16 protein-coding genes are annotated in these 14,109 nt (G+C 61.8%); 11 read left to right on the top strand and 5 right to left on the bottom strand.

All coding sequences use genetic code 11. The features are described from left to right. Positions 1-5 precede the first annotated feature (5 nt). From ACYZT0_RS09380 to ACYZT0_RS09330, 11 genes are all read left to right on the top strand, one after another. The gene (locus tag ACYZT0_RS09380; protein WP_462045573.1) at positions 6-1,697 is read left to right on the top strand and encodes a cytochrome D1 domain-containing protein; all 1,692 of its coding nucleotides are present in this window, start codon (positions 6-8) and stop codon (positions 1,695-1,697) included. A gap of 24 nt (positions 1,698-1,721) precedes the next feature. Continuing rightward, a complete protein-coding gene (locus ACYZT0_RS09375; protein WP_462045572.1) occupies positions 1,722-2,036 on the top strand; it encodes a c-type cytochrome in 315 nt (104 codons plus the stop codon). Positions 2,037-2,052: 16 nt separating this feature from the next. Further along, positions 2,053-2,379 (top strand): c-type cytochrome, encoded by a 327-nt coding sequence (locus tag ACYZT0_RS09370; RefSeq protein ID WP_282383219.1) that lies wholly within the window; start codon positions 2,053-2,055, stop codon positions 2,377-2,379. Beyond that, positions 2,376-3,554, top strand: coding sequence for a cytochrome D1 domain-containing protein (locus ACYZT0_RS09365; RefSeq protein ID WP_462045571.1), 1,179 nt, complete (start codon positions 2,376-2,378; stop codon positions 3,552-3,554). Before ACYZT0_RS09370 ends, ACYZT0_RS09365 begins: the two co-directional genes overlap by 4 nt. Before the next feature lies 1 nt (position 3,555). Further along, positions 3,556-4,014 (top strand): Lrp/AsnC family transcriptional regulator, encoded by a 459-nt coding sequence (locus tag ACYZT0_RS09360; RefSeq protein ID WP_462045570.1) that lies wholly within the window; start codon positions 3,556-3,558, stop codon positions 4,012-4,014. Then, on the top strand, positions 4,011-4,526 hold the full coding sequence (gene ahbB, locus ACYZT0_RS09355; protein WP_462045569.1) for a siroheme decarboxylase subunit beta: 516 nt from the start codon (positions 4,011-4,013) through the stop codon (positions 4,524-4,526). The genes ACYZT0_RS09360 and ahbB (ACYZT0_RS09355) overlap by 4 nt, the downstream gene beginning before the upstream one ends. Next, complete coding sequence (locus tag ACYZT0_RS09350; RefSeq protein ID WP_283188083.1) at positions 4,519-4,962, top strand: Lrp/AsnC family transcriptional regulator; 444 nt, start codon at positions 4,519-4,521, stop codon at positions 4,960-4,962. The genes ahbB (ACYZT0_RS09355) and ACYZT0_RS09350 overlap by 8 nt, the downstream gene beginning before the upstream one ends. Beyond that, the gene (gene ahbB / locus ACYZT0_RS09345) at positions 4,937-5,440 is read left to right on the top strand and encodes a siroheme decarboxylase subunit beta (RefSeq protein WP_462045568.1); all 504 of its coding nucleotides are present in this window, start codon (positions 4,937-4,939) and stop codon (positions 5,438-5,440) included. Before ACYZT0_RS09350 ends, ahbB (ACYZT0_RS09345) begins: the two co-directional genes overlap by 26 nt. Positions 5,441-5,466: 26 nt before the next feature. Continuing rightward, complete coding sequence (nirJ, locus tag ACYZT0_RS09340) at positions 5,467-6,645, top strand: heme d1 biosynthesis radical SAM protein NirJ (RefSeq protein ID WP_462045567.1); 1,179 nt, start codon at positions 5,467-5,469, stop codon at positions 6,643-6,645. A gap of 70 nt (positions 6,646-6,715) precedes the next feature. Beyond that, entirely contained in the window at positions 6,716-7,555 is an 840-nt protein-coding gene (gene cobA / locus ACYZT0_RS09335) for a uroporphyrinogen-III C-methyltransferase (RefSeq protein ID WP_462045566.1), read from the top strand. Then, entirely contained in the window at positions 7,552-9,045 is a 1,494-nt protein-coding gene (locus ACYZT0_RS09330) for a cytochrome D1 domain-containing protein (RefSeq protein ID WP_462045565.1), read from the top strand. Before cobA ends, ACYZT0_RS09330 begins: the two co-directional genes overlap by 4 nt. Before the next feature lie 629 nt (positions 9,046-9,674). On the opposite strand, the gene ACYZT0_RS09325 is transcribed toward ACYZT0_RS09330, so the two are convergent. The 5 genes from ACYZT0_RS09325 to ACYZT0_RS09305 form a co-directional block, all read right to left on the bottom strand. Beyond that, complete coding sequence (locus ACYZT0_RS09325; protein WP_462045564.1) at positions 9,675-10,418, bottom strand: SDR family NAD(P)-dependent oxidoreductase; 744 nt, start codon at positions 10,416-10,418, stop codon at positions 9,675-9,677. Between the two features lie 110 nt (positions 10,419-10,528). Continuing rightward, positions 10,529-11,035 (bottom strand): nitrous oxide reductase accessory protein NosL, encoded by a 507-nt coding sequence (locus tag ACYZT0_RS09320; protein ID WP_462045563.1) that lies wholly within the window; start codon positions 11,033-11,035, stop codon positions 10,529-10,531. A gap of 33 nt (positions 11,036-11,068) precedes the next feature. After that, complete coding sequence (locus ACYZT0_RS09315) at positions 11,069-11,899, bottom strand: ABC transporter permease (protein ID WP_462045562.1); 831 nt, start codon at positions 11,897-11,899, stop codon at positions 11,069-11,071. Then, complete coding sequence (locus tag ACYZT0_RS09310) at positions 11,896-12,819, bottom strand: ABC transporter ATP-binding protein (protein WP_462045561.1); 924 nt, start codon at positions 12,817-12,819, stop codon at positions 11,896-11,898. Before ACYZT0_RS09310 ends, ACYZT0_RS09315 begins: the two co-directional genes overlap by 4 nt. Then, complete coding sequence (locus tag ACYZT0_RS09305; protein WP_462045560.1) at positions 12,816-14,105, bottom strand: nitrous oxide reductase family maturation protein NosD; 1,290 nt, start codon at positions 14,103-14,105, stop codon at positions 12,816-12,818. Before ACYZT0_RS09305 ends, ACYZT0_RS09310 begins: the two co-directional genes overlap by 4 nt. Between the last annotated feature and the right edge of the window lie 4 nt (positions 14,106-14,109).

The following is a 14,109-nucleotide window of genomic DNA, read 5'->3' as shown; positions in this document are numbered from 1 at the left end:
ATGGAATGCTGATCAGCAATAGAAAAACGTTTGCCCTGACGCTCACCACGCTGTGTTCGGCACTGGCCCTGGCGGTGAGTCATGCCGCCAGCGCTGACGAGCCCGCCGCCGCTGCGGCCACTCCACCCATGGTCAAAACCGCCGGCGCTCCCGACATGAGCCAGGCCGATTTCGACTCATCGAAGGAAATCTACTTCCAGCGCTGCGCAGGCTGCCATGGCGTTCTGCGCAAAGGGGCTACCGGCAAACCGCTGACACCGGACATTACCCAGAACCGCGGGCAACCGTATCTGGAGGCCTTGATTACCTACGGGTCGCCGGCGGGCATGCCGAACTGGGGGACGTCCAATGCGCTGACCAAAGATCAGATCACGGTCATGGCCAAGTTCATTCAGCACACGCCGCCGACGCCACCGGAATGGGGCATGGCCGAGACGCTGAAAACCTGGAAGGTGTTGGTCAAACCGGAGGATCGTCCGAAGAAGCAGCTGAGCACACTTAACCTGCCGAACCTGTTTTCGGTGACGCTGCGCGATGACGGCAAGATCGCCCTGATCGACGGTGACAGCAAGAAGATCGTCAAACTCATCGAGACCGGTTACGCGGTGCACATTTCGCGGATCTCCGCCTCGGGTCGCTACCTGCTGGTGATTGGCCGAGATGCCCGGATCGACATGATCGACCTGTGGCCAGTCGAGCCGACCAAGGTCGCCGAAGTCAAAGTGGGGATCGAGGCGCGCTCGGTCGAGACCTCCAAGTTCAAGGGCTACGAAGACAAATACACCATCGCCGGTTCTTATTGGCCGCCGCAATTCACCATCATGGATGGCGAAACCCTGGAGCCGAAACAGATCGTTTCGACCCGCGGCATGACCGTCGACAAACAGGAATATCACCCGGAACCCCGGGTCGCGGCGATTATCGCGTCCCACGAATGGCCGGAGTTCATCGTCAACGTCAAGGAAACCGGCAAGGTCATGCTGGTCAACTACCAGGACATCAAAAACCTCACCGTCACCTACATCGATGCCGCGCCGTTCCTGCATGACGGTGGCTGGGACAGCACGCACCGCTACTTCATGACCGCCGCCAACAACTCCAACAAGGTCGCTGTGATCGACTCCAAGGAGCGCAAATTGACCGCGCTGGTGGACGTTGGCAAAACCCCTCACCCGGGTCGCGGCGCCAACTTCAACCACCCGACCTACGGACCGGTCTGGGCCACCAGCCATCTGGGTGACGACGGCATCTCGCTGATCGGCACCGACCCGACCAAACACCCGCAATACGCCTGGAAGCAGGTCGCCTCACTCAAAGGCCAGGGCGGCGGATCGCTGTTTATCAAAACCCATCCCAAGTCCCGTCACCTGTACGTCGACACTACCCTCAACCCGGACGCCAAGCTCAGCCAATCGGTGGCGGTGTTCAACATCGACAAGCTCGACGCCGGCTACACCGTGTTGCCCATCGCTGAATACGCGGGCATCAAGCAAGGCGCCATGCGCGTCGTGCAACCGGAATTCAACAAGGCCGGCGATGAAGTCTGGTTCTCCGTTTGGAGCGGCCAGGCAGACGAGTCGGCGCTGGTGGTGATCGACGACAAAACACTGAAGCTCAAGTCAGTCATCAAGGACAAACGACTGATCACTCCCACCGGGAAGTTCAACGTCTACAACACTCAACATGACATCTATTGAGCTCCATCAATGCAAGGAAACACCATGAAAAATACTATGTTGTCACTGTTCGCCCTGACCGCTGCGCTGAGTGTGCAGCCGGCCATGGCCCAAGACGCGCTGGAGCTGTTCAAGAGCAAACCGTGCGCAGCCTGCCACTCCATCGACGCCAAGGTCGTCGGCCCTGCACTCAAGGATGTCGCGGCCAAGAACGCCGGCGTACCCGGGGCCGTGGACACCCTGGCAGGTCACATCAAGAACGGCACACAAGGCAATTGGGGCCCGATGCCAATGCCGGCAAACCCGGTGACTGAAGAAGAAGCAAAAATTCTCGCGACCTGGGTACTGACACTTAAATAACCGACTGGAGGGCGTCATGATGGTTTATCGACACGCTGTGATTCTGGCGGCCCTCCTCCTCATTTGCGCAACTGCAGTTGCGGCGCCGGACGCCCAGCGTCAGGCACAACTCGAACACTTGCTGACCCAGGACTGCGGCGCCTGCCATGGGCTGCACCTGACTGGTGGGCTGGGCCCCGAACTGACGCGCGCAGCGCTGGCCGGCAAGTCCAGGGACAGCCTGATTGCCACCGTCACCCAAGGTCGGCCCGGCACCGCCATGCCCGGTTGGGCTCCGTTGCTCAGCCCCGGCGACATTCGTTGGCTGGTCGATCTTCTTCTCCAGGGATATCCCGCACCATGATCCGTTCCATCCTGCTGTCAGCGGCGACCGGGCTGTTGTTGTCCGCTTGCGTTCAGCCACCGTTGCGTGGCACCGGCGATCTGGGCGTGGTCGTGGAGCGCGCCACCGGTAGCGTACAAATCATCGAAAGCGACACCCACACGGCGCTGGCCCGACTCGAAGGTTTCGGCGACCTGTCCCATGCGTCTGTGGTGTTCTCACGCGACCAGCGCTACGCCTATGTGTTCGGGCGCGATGGCGGGTTGAGCAAAATCGATTTGCTGACCCGGCGTATCGACCATCGTGTGATCCAGGGCGGCAACAGCATTGGCGGCGCCATCAGTCAGGATGGCAAGTTGATCGCGGTGTCCAACTACGTGCCCGGCGGGGTCAAGGTCTTCGATGCCGCAACCCTGCAGCTGGTGGCCGATATTCCGGCTACACCCCTGGCCGATGGCAGCAAACGCTCCCGGGTGGTCGGTCTGGTCGACGCACCGGGGCAACGTTTTGTGTTCAGCCTGTTCGATACCGGGGAGATCTGGACCGCCGATTTCAGTCAGGGCAGCACACCACAGATCAGTCGTTTCCCCGACATCGGCCAGCAACCCTACGACGCCCTGATCACCCCTGATGGACGTTACTACATGGCCGGCCTGTTCGGTGAAGACGGCATGGCGCAACTCGACCTCTGGCATCCAGAACGCGGCGTGCAGCGGGTACTCGGCGATTACGGACGAGGCCAGGCGAAACTCCCCGTCTACAAGATGCCGCACCTGGAAGGCTGGGCCGTCGCCGATCACCAGGCCTTTGTGCCCGCCGTTGGCCGTCATCAAGTGTTGGTGATGGATTCACGCACCTGGCAGCAGACCGCTGTGATTCCGGTCGCCGGTCAGCCGGTGTTCGTCACGTCGCGCCCGGACGGTCGACAGCTATGGGTCAATTTCGCCTACCCGGACAATGATCGGGTTCAGGTCATCGACACCGAAACCCATGCGGTGGTCGCGGATCTGAAGCCAGGGCCGGCGGTGCTGCACATGGAGTTCACCGCGCGCGGTGACCAGCTGTGGCTGTCGTTACGCGACGGTGATCAGGTTCAGGTCTGGGATCCGTACAGTCTGAAGCTGCTGAGCACCCTGCCGGCCTCCGCGCCGAGCGGGATCTTCTTCAGCAGCCGCGCGCAGAAAATGGGGTATTGAAATGAACCTTGAGCTGCTCAGTCGCCAACTCATCGACCGCTTCCAGCACGGTATGCCGCTGTGCCCGGCACCGTATAAGGAGATGGCGCGGATTCTCGGTTGCCGCGAATCGCAAGTGATGGCCTGCCTGGAAGAAATGGATCAGGCCGGCACCCTCTCACGCATCGGCCCGGTGTTCGAACACAGCCGCGCCGGGGCCAGCACCCTCGCCGCCCTCGCCGTACCCGCCGAACGCCTGCAACAGGTTGCCGATCGCGTCAGTCAGTATCCCGAGGTCAATCACAACTACGCACGGGAGCATTTCTACAACCTGTGGTTTGTGCTGACCGGCCCTGATCGCCAACACATCGACCGTGTGCTCAAAGAGCTTGAAGACGACACCGGCCTCATGCCGCTGGACCTGCCGATGTTGACCGCCTACCGCATCGACCTGGGCTTTGCCCTGGGAGAACACTCATGACACCTGGATTGAGCCCCAAACAAGCGCTGTCGCTGCGCCGGCACCTCGAAGATGGGTTGCCGCTGGTATCACGCCCGTATCAGGCCCTTGCCGAACGGATAAAGACTGACGAAGCCCAGGTGCTCGAGCAAATGCGTCAGTGGAGCGAGCAAGGGCTGTTTCGCCGCGTTGGCCTGGTGCTGCACCATCGCGCGCTGGGCTTTACCGCCAACGCCATGCTGGTGCTGGATATTCCTGATGCGCTGATCGACGAGGTCGGCCAGCGCCTGGGGCGAGCACCCGGCATTAACCTTTGCTATCAACGGCCCCGGCGTTTGCCCCAGTGGCGGTACAACCTGTTCTGCATGGTCCACGGCCGTCAACGTGACCAGGTGGAGGCGCAGATCCAGGCGTTGCTGGAAGACCATCTGCTGAGCGACCTGCCCCATCAACTGCTATTCAGCACCCAGGTCTTCAAGCAGTGCGGCGGACGCTTTGCGCCCTCGCGAACCGGCGCACCCACCCATGGATGACCTCGACCGCCGACTGATCAACCGATTGCAATTGGGCTTGCCGCTGGTGCGCCACCCCTGGCAGGCATTGGCTGTCGAACTGCAGAGCAGCAGCACTGAACTGCTCGACCGACTGCATGCCCTGCTCGATGACGGCGTGCTCACACGCTTCGGCCCGATGTTCGACATCGAACGGCTGGGCGGCGCCTTCACCCTCGCCGCACTGGCGGTGCCGGAAGAACGTTTTGACGACGTCGCCGAGCAACTGCATGGCATGCCGGAAGTGGCGCACAACTACCGACGCGAACACGCCTGGAACATGTGGTTCGTGCTCGGCTGCGCGACCGAACACGCCATCACCGAGACGCTGCAGCGCATCGAAACCCTGACCGGCCTGCCGCTGCTCAACCTGCCCAAAGAGGAGACCTACCATGTCGGTCTGTATTTCCCGGTCTGAAGATACCCTCGCCCAGCGGCTGATCGCGTTGACTCAGGCCGGTCTGCCGTTGCTGGACGACCCGTGGGCCTGGCTCGCCGAACAGCTGGAACTGAGCATCGAATCCACCCTGGATCTGCTCAAGCGATTGCAGGCCGAGGGCGCGATTCGGCGTATCGCCGCCGTACCGAACCACTACCGATTGGGCTATCGCCACAACGGCATGACGGTCTGGGATGTGCGCGACACCGACATGCCGCGCCTCGGCGCGCTGATCGGCGCGCAACCCTTCGTCAGCCACTGCTATCGTCGTCCGCGCCGAACCGACTGGCGTTACAACCTGTTCGCCATGGTTCATGGCCGCAGCAGCGATGAAATCAACAGCTACCGCGAGCACCTGCGCTACTTGCTGGGCGACGCCTGTGCCGCCGACGAGATGCTGGTGAGCAGCCGCATCCTGAAAAAAACCGGCTTGCGTTTGCCCCCTGCTTCCCGCTAAACACGCCCTGACTCAAGGAGAGTTGCATGTTGAGGATCAGCCAATACCTGCGCGCGCTGGACGGCCAGGCACCTGCGCCCAGAACCAGTCCACCGGGCAGCAACCGCCCGCCGGTGGTGATCTGGAACCTGCTCAGGCGCTGCAACCTGACCTGCAAACATTGCTACGCCACCTCTGCCGACAGCGTCTTTCGCGACGAACTGGATACGGCCGCCGCGCTGACTGTGATCGACGACCTGCACGATGCCGGGGTGAAGGTATTGATCCTTTCCGGTGGCGAACCGCTGCTGCGCGAGGATCTGTTTGTGCTCAGTGCCTACGCCCGGGCCAAGGGTTTTTTTGTGGCCTTGTCCACCAACGGCACGCTGATCGATGAGCAGAACATCGCGCAGATCAGCGCGGCGAATTTCGACTACGTCGGGATCAGCATCGATGGCCTGGAAGCCACCCATGACGCCTTTCGCCAGCTCAAGGGCAGCTTCGCCCGTTCCATGCGGGCGATCCGGCTCTGTCGCGAACAGGGCATCCGCGTCGGCCTGCGCACCACCCTGACCCAGGAAAACCACCTGCAGCTGCCCCAGTTACTGGCGCTGATGCGCGAGTACGACGTGCAAAAGTTTTACCTGTCGCACCTCAACTACAGCGGTCGCGGCAAACGCAGTCGCAAACTCGATGCGCAACAGCAGATGAGCCGCGAGGCCATGACGTTGATCTTCGAACACGCCTGGAACGACATCCAACAGGGCCGCGACAGCGATTTTGTCAGCGGCAACAACGATGCCGACGCCATTCTCCTGCTGCAATGGGCAGGCCTTCGTCTTCCCGAGCATTACCCACGCCTGGAAAACATGCTCCGCGCCTGGGGCGGCAACGCGTCCGGCAGCGGCATTGCCAATATCGACAACACCGGCGAAGTGCACCCGGACACCTACTGGTGGCAGCACTCGGTGGGCAATGTCCGGCGCACACCCTTCCGCACGCTGTGGCTGGACCAGCCGGATGCCCTGCTGTTGCGCTTGCGTGAGCATCCCCGCGCCGTCGGCGGCCGCTGCGCGCAATGCCGCTGGTTGCCCATCTGCAACGGCAATACCCGCACGCGCGCCTGGGCCGAGGGTGACCTCTGGGGCCAGGACCCCGGCTGCCATCTCAGCGATGACGAAATCGGCATGCCGCCGTCAACGACCATCCCTTGCATCACTCACTGAATTGCCCGTCCGGCCAACCACCTGACAAAGGCTGGGGCCGGCAAACCTGATAAAGCACCAAGGACGTCCCATGCCTCCATCGATTGCTATACCGGCCACACTTGAGTCCCCGTTCAGACCGGGCGAAGTTGCCCTGGTCGGCGCTGGCCCCGGCGATCCACGCCTGCTGACCTTGCGCGCCTGGAGCTTGTTGATGCAGGCCGACGCCGTGGTCTATGACCGGCTGATCAGCCCCGAGCTGCTGTCGCTGATCCCCCTCACCTGCGCCCGGCATTACGTCGGCAAGGCCAGCGGCTGCCACAGCCTGCCCCAGGAACAGATCAACGAATTGCTTGCCGACCTCGCCGATCTAGGACAGCGCGTGGTCCGGCTCAAGGGCGGCGACCCGTTCATCTTCGGTCGCGGCGCCGAAGAACTGGAGTACCTGCTGCAACGCGGTGTTGACTGCCAGGTGGTGCCGGGCATTACCGCCGCGTCGGGCTGCAGCGCTTACGCGGGGATACCGTTGACCCACCGGGATCTGGTCAATTCCTGCCGATTCATCACCGGCCATTTGCAGCGTGATGGTGAGTTGTCGCTGCCCTGGAGCAGCCTCGCCGACAGTAGCCAGACCTTGGTGTTTTACATGGGGTTGTCGAACCTGGGAATCATCGCTCAACGCTTGATCGAAGCCGGGCTGTCGGCTGATACACCGGCGGCGCTGATCAGCAACGGCACGCGTCCCGACCAGCACGTCGCCCGTGGCAAGCTGCACCAATTGCCGACCCTGGCGCTGGATTGTCCACCGGGCATTCCGACACTGACGGTGATCGGCACCGTGGTCGATCTGTTTGCCGCAGAACAACTGGAATACCCGGCTCGGCTTTACCCGGCTCAAGCACTGCAACGCCATGCCAAGGTGGCGATATGAGGCGCATGGTGCTTGCCCACGTGTTATGGATCAGTGCGGCGCAGGCCGGCGCGGCGGTTCCGTCACTTGAACACGCCGCGAAAAACTATCAGGAGCATTGCCAGACCTGCCATGGCGCCAACCGTTTCGGTGGTGCGGGGCCGGCGTTGTTACCGGAGAGTCTCAGCCGAATCAAACCGGATGAAATTCGTAGCGTGATTCAGAACGGCCGTCCCGCGAGCCAAATGGCCGGGTATGCCACTGTGTTCAGCCCCGCGCAGATCGACGCGCTGGTGGACTACCTTCAGCAACCGCCTGCCACCCCGCCCACCTGGAGCAATGACGACATTCTCGGCAGTCACTCGCTGCTCGCGGATATCAGCAAGCTGCCCACCACGCCCCAGCATGGCGCCGACCCGCTGAACCTGTTCGTGGTGGTGGAAGCCGGTGACCATCACATCGACATCCTCGACGGTGACCGCTTTGAGGTGCTGGCGCGGTTTGCGTCGCACTTTGCCGTGCATGGCGGGCCGAAGTTCTCGCCGGACGGGCGCTTCGTCTACTTCGCCTCCCGTGACGGCTGGATCAGCCTGTATGACTTGGACAACCTGAAACTGATCGCCGAGGTCCGCGCCGGGCTCAACACCCGCAACCTGGCGGTGAGCAAGGATGGACGCTGGGTGTTGGTGGGCAACTATTTGCCCGGCAACCTGGTGGTACTCGATGCCCGCGATCTGTCGCTGGTCAAAACCATACCCACGATCGGTCAGGACGGCACCGCGTCACGGGTCAGCGCGGTCTACTCCGCCCCGCCGCGGGACAGCTTTATCGTGGCGCTCAAGGACGTGAAGGAAGTCTGGGAACTGTCCTGGGCCGGCACACCGGATTTCCAACCACGACGGATCCCTGCCGGGGATGTTCTCGACGATTTCTCCTTTTCACCGGACTACAAGCAACTGCTGGCCACCTCGCGCAAGGCCCAGGGCGGTCAGGTGATCGACCTCGACAGTGGCAAGGTGGTCACCGACATACCGCTGCCGGGCATGCCGCATTTGGGGTCGGGGACCTATTGGAAACGTAACGGTGAGTGGGTGTTCGCCACGCCGAATATCAGCAAGGGGCTGATCTCGGTCATCGACTTCAAGACGTGGAAACTGATCAAGGAAATTCCGACCCTGGGGCCGGGTTTCTTCATGCGCAGTCACGTCAACTCACGGTATGCCTGGAGCGACGTGTTCTTCGGGCCCGACAACGATGCAATCCACCTGATCGACAAACAGACCCTGGAAATCGCCCACACGCTGCGCCCGATGCCAGGCAAAACGGCCGCTCACGTCGAGTTCACCCGCGACGGCCGTTACCTGCTGCTGAGCATCTGGGCCACCGACGGCGCGCTGATCGTGTACGACAGCAACACCCTCAAGGAGATCAAACGCATCCCGATGAACAAACCTTCGGGCAAGTACAACGTCGGCAACAAGATCGAGTTTGCCGAGGGGACTTCGCACTAGCTCTTGTGCCCCTACGCACTCTCTGTAGCAGCTGCCGAAGGCTGCGTTCGGCTGCGTAGCAGTCGTAAATCCTACCTCCTCGGTAAACCTGACACACCGCAACGACTGATTTTACGACTGCTTCGCAGCCGAACGCAGCCTTCGGCAGCTGATACGGACCGCGTAGCGCCTCTGATCGTTCCCATGCTCCGCGTGGGAATGCATCCCGTGACGCTCCGCGTCACCAGTGCGCAGGACTCAAGCCTTGCGTAGACAGCGGAACGCGGAGCGTCCCTGGCGGCATTCCCACGCGGAGCGTGGGAACGATCAGTGTCGGAACGGTTCCTGTTGCTTTGCTTTGGCTTTTGATCTTGATCTGCCCCGTCGGAAGGCCGAGCGCAGGTTCTGCGCAGTGGCTACCGCGGCAAGGATGCCGCGGTAGCCGCCCCCGGCCATGGATGGCCGATGGCGGCGGGCCCACGGAGCAGGACCGGAGCGAGGGCATGCCGAGCTTAGGCGAGGCACCGTACGTCAGGGGCAAGAGCGCTTGGTTACTTGGCGCTTCTCCAAGTGACCCGCTGTAAAAGCGGAACCAATAGCCGCCGTTACCGCAAAAATGGATAGGTACCCCGAGCGTAAATTTTTACCCTTCAGCCCAAGGTGTAACCGTTATCGACCTTCCAGTCCTGACCGTAGACACCCCGGGCACCTTGCGACAGCTGAAAGACAATCACATTGGCCACCGCCGCCGCGTCGAGAAAATGACCGGGCAGCAAGCGTTTGGTGAGGTGGGTAGCGACGTCTTCAAGTTGGTCTTCGCTCAACCCCAGGTTGTCCCACATCGAGGTGGCGGTCGGGCCCGGGGAGACCAGATTGATGCGCACATCAAAGCTCGCAAATTCCACCGCCAGCGTGCGTGCCTGAGCCGCGAGCGCGGCCTTGCTGGCAATGCAGGCGGCCAATCCGGGAAAGCTCGATCCGGTCAGGAAACTCCCGACAAACACCACCGAAGCCGGACTCGCCAATTCACCCCGCAACGCCGCCAGGGTGTTCAACGCTCCGGCGCCGTTGACCGCCCACTGCCGCTGGAAGGCCGACATATCCAGGCTGTCGGCCATTTCGGCGATACCCGCGTTGGGCACCAGATAGTCCACGGGGCCCATCGCCGCAGCGCGCTCGGCCAGCTCGCGCAGGTCTTGCTGATTCGTGACGTCCCCGGCAAACCACTGCAACCGTTCGCCGTAGATCTGCTGCAAGGCCGGCAGATCACCCAGGGTCCGTGACATCGTCAGCACCTTGACGCCGCGCGGTAACAGCGCGGCGCACAGTGCCAGGCCAATCCCGGAGCTGGCCCCCGTGACCACCGCCAAACGATCCTGAAACTCGGTTTTCATCATTTACTCCTGGACATCGCGGATGCCTAGCACTGGGGACGTAGCGAACGCCTATCTTTGAGCAAGTGAAGAAATACCGACTTGACGGCGATCAGATTTTCGCGACGACGTTAGTGTTGCTGCTGCAGCAGCGCAGGAGTGATCTCGCTGAATCGCAGCAAACGACCACCCTGTTCTGCGGCAAGCTTTTCAGCGGCCTCGCGACTGGAGAAGGACGCCAGCACCACGCCCATGGCGCCCTTGAGTTGAGTGCCGACCACGTAAAACGCATCTTTGGCATCGATCAGGTGGGCGTCATCCGGCGCACTCCACGGACTGCGGCCCATGTCGTGGACATACAGTTTTGCATCGCGATGATGATTTTCCGGCTGCAACCACCAACCGATCATCTCCGCCGTGGAGCAGAACTTCTTGATCCCGGCCGACTCGACCACTTCGCCCTTGGGCCCAGGGAATCCGTTGATGATCATCCCGCAGACGTGGCATTCGTCACTGGGATGAAAGGCTGCGGCGGCGTCGCTGTAGGAGGCTTGTGCGGGCTTGTCACAAGCCGCCAACAGCAGACAAACCATCAGGCCCGCCACGGCACGCACCGTCGTCAGATAAAACCTACTCATCGTCAACTACTCCAACACTATCAAAGGGGAAACTCATGTCGCCCGGCGACGGAACAACAGCCAGGCCGAGCCCAATGGCGCCGCCACCCACAGCGACAGGCACAGCCAGAGCATCGAGCCCGGCATCGGCAAATCGCTGCCCAGCGTCAGCACACCCGCGGCATGGGCGCCGGGTTCAAAACCGGAAAGATTGATCAGGCGATAAATGTCGGCGGGGTTGAGCAGCAGCAACCAGGGCAGCACTTTGGGGTTGAACTGCCCTTCGCTGAGCACCAGCAGCGCCAGCAGTGCCAGGTCGAACACCAGCACGAAGAAGAACCAGACACCCAGCGCCAGCCCGGCCGCCGTGGATTTCTCGGCAGACACACTGCTCAGCACATAGGCCAGCCCCAGAAAACCCCAGCCCAGTAACGTCGACGACGCCATGAAACGGCCAAAGGCCCAGAGCAGCAGGCTCAGTTCGACATCGTCCACCAGCACCGCGATTGCCAGCATCGCGCAGCCGAAACCGATCAGTGTCGCCAGCGCCAGGATCAACCCGTGGCCGACAAACTTGCCGAGCAGAATTTGCCCGCGACCCAACGGGTAGGTCAGCAACAGCAGCAATGTGCCGCTCTCGTCCTCGCCGACGATGGCGTCATAGGCCAACAGCAACGCAATCAACGGCATCAGGAACGTTGCCAGACTGGCGAGGCTGGCGATGGTGGCCGGCACCGAAGTGAAACCTAATTGCCCGGAGGCTGCGGCGCCCAACCAAGCGATGCCGATGGCCAGCACCGCGAACAACAGGCTGATCGCCAACAACCAGCGATTGCGCAATCCGTCACTGAATTCCTTGCGGGCCATGTTCCAGACAGCGTTCATACGGCCTCCCCAATCGACGCCGCACCGGCCTGGCTCATGTAGTAGCGGTAAATATCTTCCAGAGACGGCTGATGGATTTCCACGTCGGCCGGTTCGTCTTCATTGAGCAGTTGGCGCAACAGCCCGAGCTTGCTGCCATTGAGCGCGGCCACTTCGAGACCTTCGACGCCCCAGCGCTCGGTGACGTGCCCGGCGTTGTTCCAACGTTGCTGCAGGGGCCCGGCGTGCTTGAGGCCGTTGGCGCGAATCAGCGTCGGCAATCCGGCCTCCTCACGCAAACTGCGCAGACTGCCAAGGGCCAGCAGACGCCCCTGGGTCAGAATCGCTGCGCGGTTGATATGCGCCTCGACGCCCGGCAATACGTGAGAACACAGAATGATGCTGGTGCCCTGGCTGCGCAGACGATCGAGCAAGCGATAAAGATCCTGGGTAGCGATGGGATCGAGGCCGACCGTCGGCTCGTCGAGCAGCAACAAACGTGGCTCGCCGAGCAGCGCTTGCGCCAGTCCCAGGCGTTGACGCATGCCTTTGGAGTAGGTCTTGACCCGCCGATGCGCCGCCCCCGCCAGGCCGACTTCCTCCAGCAGCACGTCCACCTGAGCGGACGCGGCGCCTTTGAGTCGCGCGAAATGGCGCAAGGTCTCAAGGCCGCTCAGCTGCGGGTAAAAAGTCACGTTCTCCGGCAGATAACCGAGCAGGCGCCGCACGTGGGGATCACTGGGCAAACGGCCGAACACCCTGACCTGTCCTTCGCTGGGCTGGAGCAGGCCAAGCACCAGTTTCATGCTGGTGGTCTTGCCCGCGCCGTTGTGCCCGAACAAACCCAGCACTTCACCTTCCGCCAGGCTGAGGTTCAACTGATGCAATACGGTGGCGTGCCCATAACGCTGGCTGACGCCTTCTATATCGATGACGTTCATGCGGCGGGCTCCTGGGTCAGGGATTGAGTGGATGACTTCATCAGCGGATGACTGTCCAGCACACCCGGCGATTTCATCACCGGAAAGGCCCGTTGCACCCAGCGCAGCAACTCGATACCGGGGCTGTTCATCAACAGCCGCACCTGCGGGTACAGCCACAGCAGACGGTCGACGTTGTCGTTGGGTTCGTAGGCGATATCGCCCAGGCCATCGTTGTTGCGGTCCCAACCCAGGTAATCGCTCCAGTAATTGCCCCGGCCATCTGCCGACCATTCCTGCAAGCGGGTGGCGACGTACTTGACCTGCCGCTGGTTGCCGACGAAAGCGTTGTCGGCGATGCGGTTATCTTCCGAGCCGGCGGTGAGATGGATGCCCACGGCGCTGTGCTCGAAGTGATTGTGTTCGATGCTGTTGAACAGCGAGTTGTAGATGAACAACGCCTTGCCCTCGGCGCCGCTGATCATGCTGTCGCCGGTCGAGCCGTCGCGCACGTCAGTGACGAAGTTGTCACGCAAGGTTGAATAGGTGATGTAGTTCATCAGGATCCCGTAGTTCTGATCCTGTTCGGAGCGATTGCCGATCACCGTGAGCTTGCGGCTTTGCATCAAGGCGTAGCCAGTGCGGGTGCGGCGAGTGGTGTTGCCGATCAGCTGGTTATCGTTGGCGAACATGTAATGCACGCCGTAGCGCAGATCTTCCAGGGTATTGCCCTGCAGCAGGTTGCCGTTGGAAGTGTCGATGTAAATGCCATCGCGGGTGTCGCGGACCTGATTGCCAATGACCTTGGCGCCATGCACGGCATACAGATGAATGCCGTTGCCGCGATCCTGCGAGCGCATTGTCGGATCACCTTGAATGCGGTTGTCGATCAGGCTCACATCCTGAGTGCCGTCGACCCAGATACCGAAACCCCGGCCTTGCAGGCGGTTGCCTTTAATCACCGCACCATGGGCCTTGGGCTGGATGAACAACGCCGCGTTCATAGCGGTGAGGTCGTGGCCCCAATCCAGAAAGGTGCAACCCTCAATGCCGACATCCGGCGCACTGATGATCAAACCGTTGCCCTGCCCCTCTCCCTGGAACACCGCGCCTGGCTCGCAGACAATCTGCATCGGTTGATCGACGCTGAACGAGCCACGGTATTCCCCCGCCGGCAGGTGCCAGCGTTGATCGGCGTCCACCGTCAACGGCAACGTGGTGATGGGTTGCACCGCTAGCGCGCTGCCGGACATCAGCAGGAGCGCAAGCGCAATGACCTTCGCCGGTTTTGCCTTGATGTCGGTCATTGGC

The organism is Pseudomonas sp. ZS1P83 (genome assembly GCF_054897825.1).
The sequence above is the reverse complement of the archived record's forward strand: the minus strand, read 5'-3'. Positions and strand labels throughout refer to the sequence as shown.

Bases quoted from the DNA above. Each gene is read 5' to 3' on its own strand.
- ACYZT0_RS09380 (WP_462045573.1), top strand. From the start codon at position 6: ATGCTGATCAGCAATAGAAAAACGTTTGCCCTGACGCTCACCACGCTG.
- ACYZT0_RS09375 (WP_462045572.1), top strand. From the start codon at position 1,722: ATGAAAAATACTATGTTGTCACTGTTCGCCCTGACCGCTGCGCTGAGT.
- ACYZT0_RS09370 (WP_282383219.1), top strand. From the start codon at position 2,053: ATGATGGTTTATCGACACGCTGTGATTCTGGCGGCCCTCCTCCTCATT.
- ACYZT0_RS09365 (WP_462045571.1), top strand. From the start codon at position 2,376: ATGATCCGTTCCATCCTGCTGTCAGCGGCGACCGGGCTGTTGTTGTCC.
- ACYZT0_RS09360 (WP_462045570.1), top strand. From the start codon at position 3,556: ATGAACCTTGAGCTGCTCAGTCGCCAACTCATCGACCGCTTCCAGCAC.
- ahbB (WP_462045569.1), top strand. From the start codon at position 4,011: ATGACACCTGGATTGAGCCCCAAACAAGCGCTGTCGCTGCGCCGGCAC.
- ACYZT0_RS09350 (WP_283188083.1), top strand. From the start codon at position 4,519: ATGGATGACCTCGACCGCCGACTGATCAACCGATTGCAATTGGGCTTG.
- ahbB (WP_462045568.1), top strand. From the start codon at position 4,937: ATGTCGGTCTGTATTTCCCGGTCTGAAGATACCCTCGCCCAGCGGCTG.
- nirJ (WP_462045567.1), top strand. From the start codon at position 5,467: ATGTTGAGGATCAGCCAATACCTGCGCGCGCTGGACGGCCAGGCACCT.
- cobA (WP_462045566.1), top strand. From the start codon at position 6,716: ATGCCTCCATCGATTGCTATACCGGCCACACTTGAGTCCCCGTTCAGA.
- ACYZT0_RS09330 (WP_462045565.1), top strand. From the start codon at position 7,552: ATGAGGCGCATGGTGCTTGCCCACGTGTTATGGATCAGTGCGGCGCAG.
- ACYZT0_RS09325 (WP_462045564.1), bottom strand. From the start codon at position 10,418: ATGAAAACCGAGTTTCAGGATCGTTTGGCGGTGGTCACGGGGGCCAGC.
- ACYZT0_RS09320 (WP_462045563.1), bottom strand. From the start codon at position 11,035: ATGAGTAGGTTTTATCTGACGACGGTGCGTGCCGTGGCGGGCCTGATG.
- ACYZT0_RS09315 (WP_462045562.1), bottom strand. From the start codon at position 11,899: ATGAACGCTGTCTGGAACATGGCCCGCAAGGAATTCAGTGACGGATTG.
- ACYZT0_RS09310 (WP_462045561.1), bottom strand. From the start codon at position 12,819: ATGAACGTCATCGATATAGAAGGCGTCAGCCAGCGTTATGGGCACGCC.
- ACYZT0_RS09305 (WP_462045560.1), bottom strand. From the start codon at position 14,105: ATGACCGACATCAAGGCAAAACCGGCGAAGGTCATTGCGCTTGCGCTC.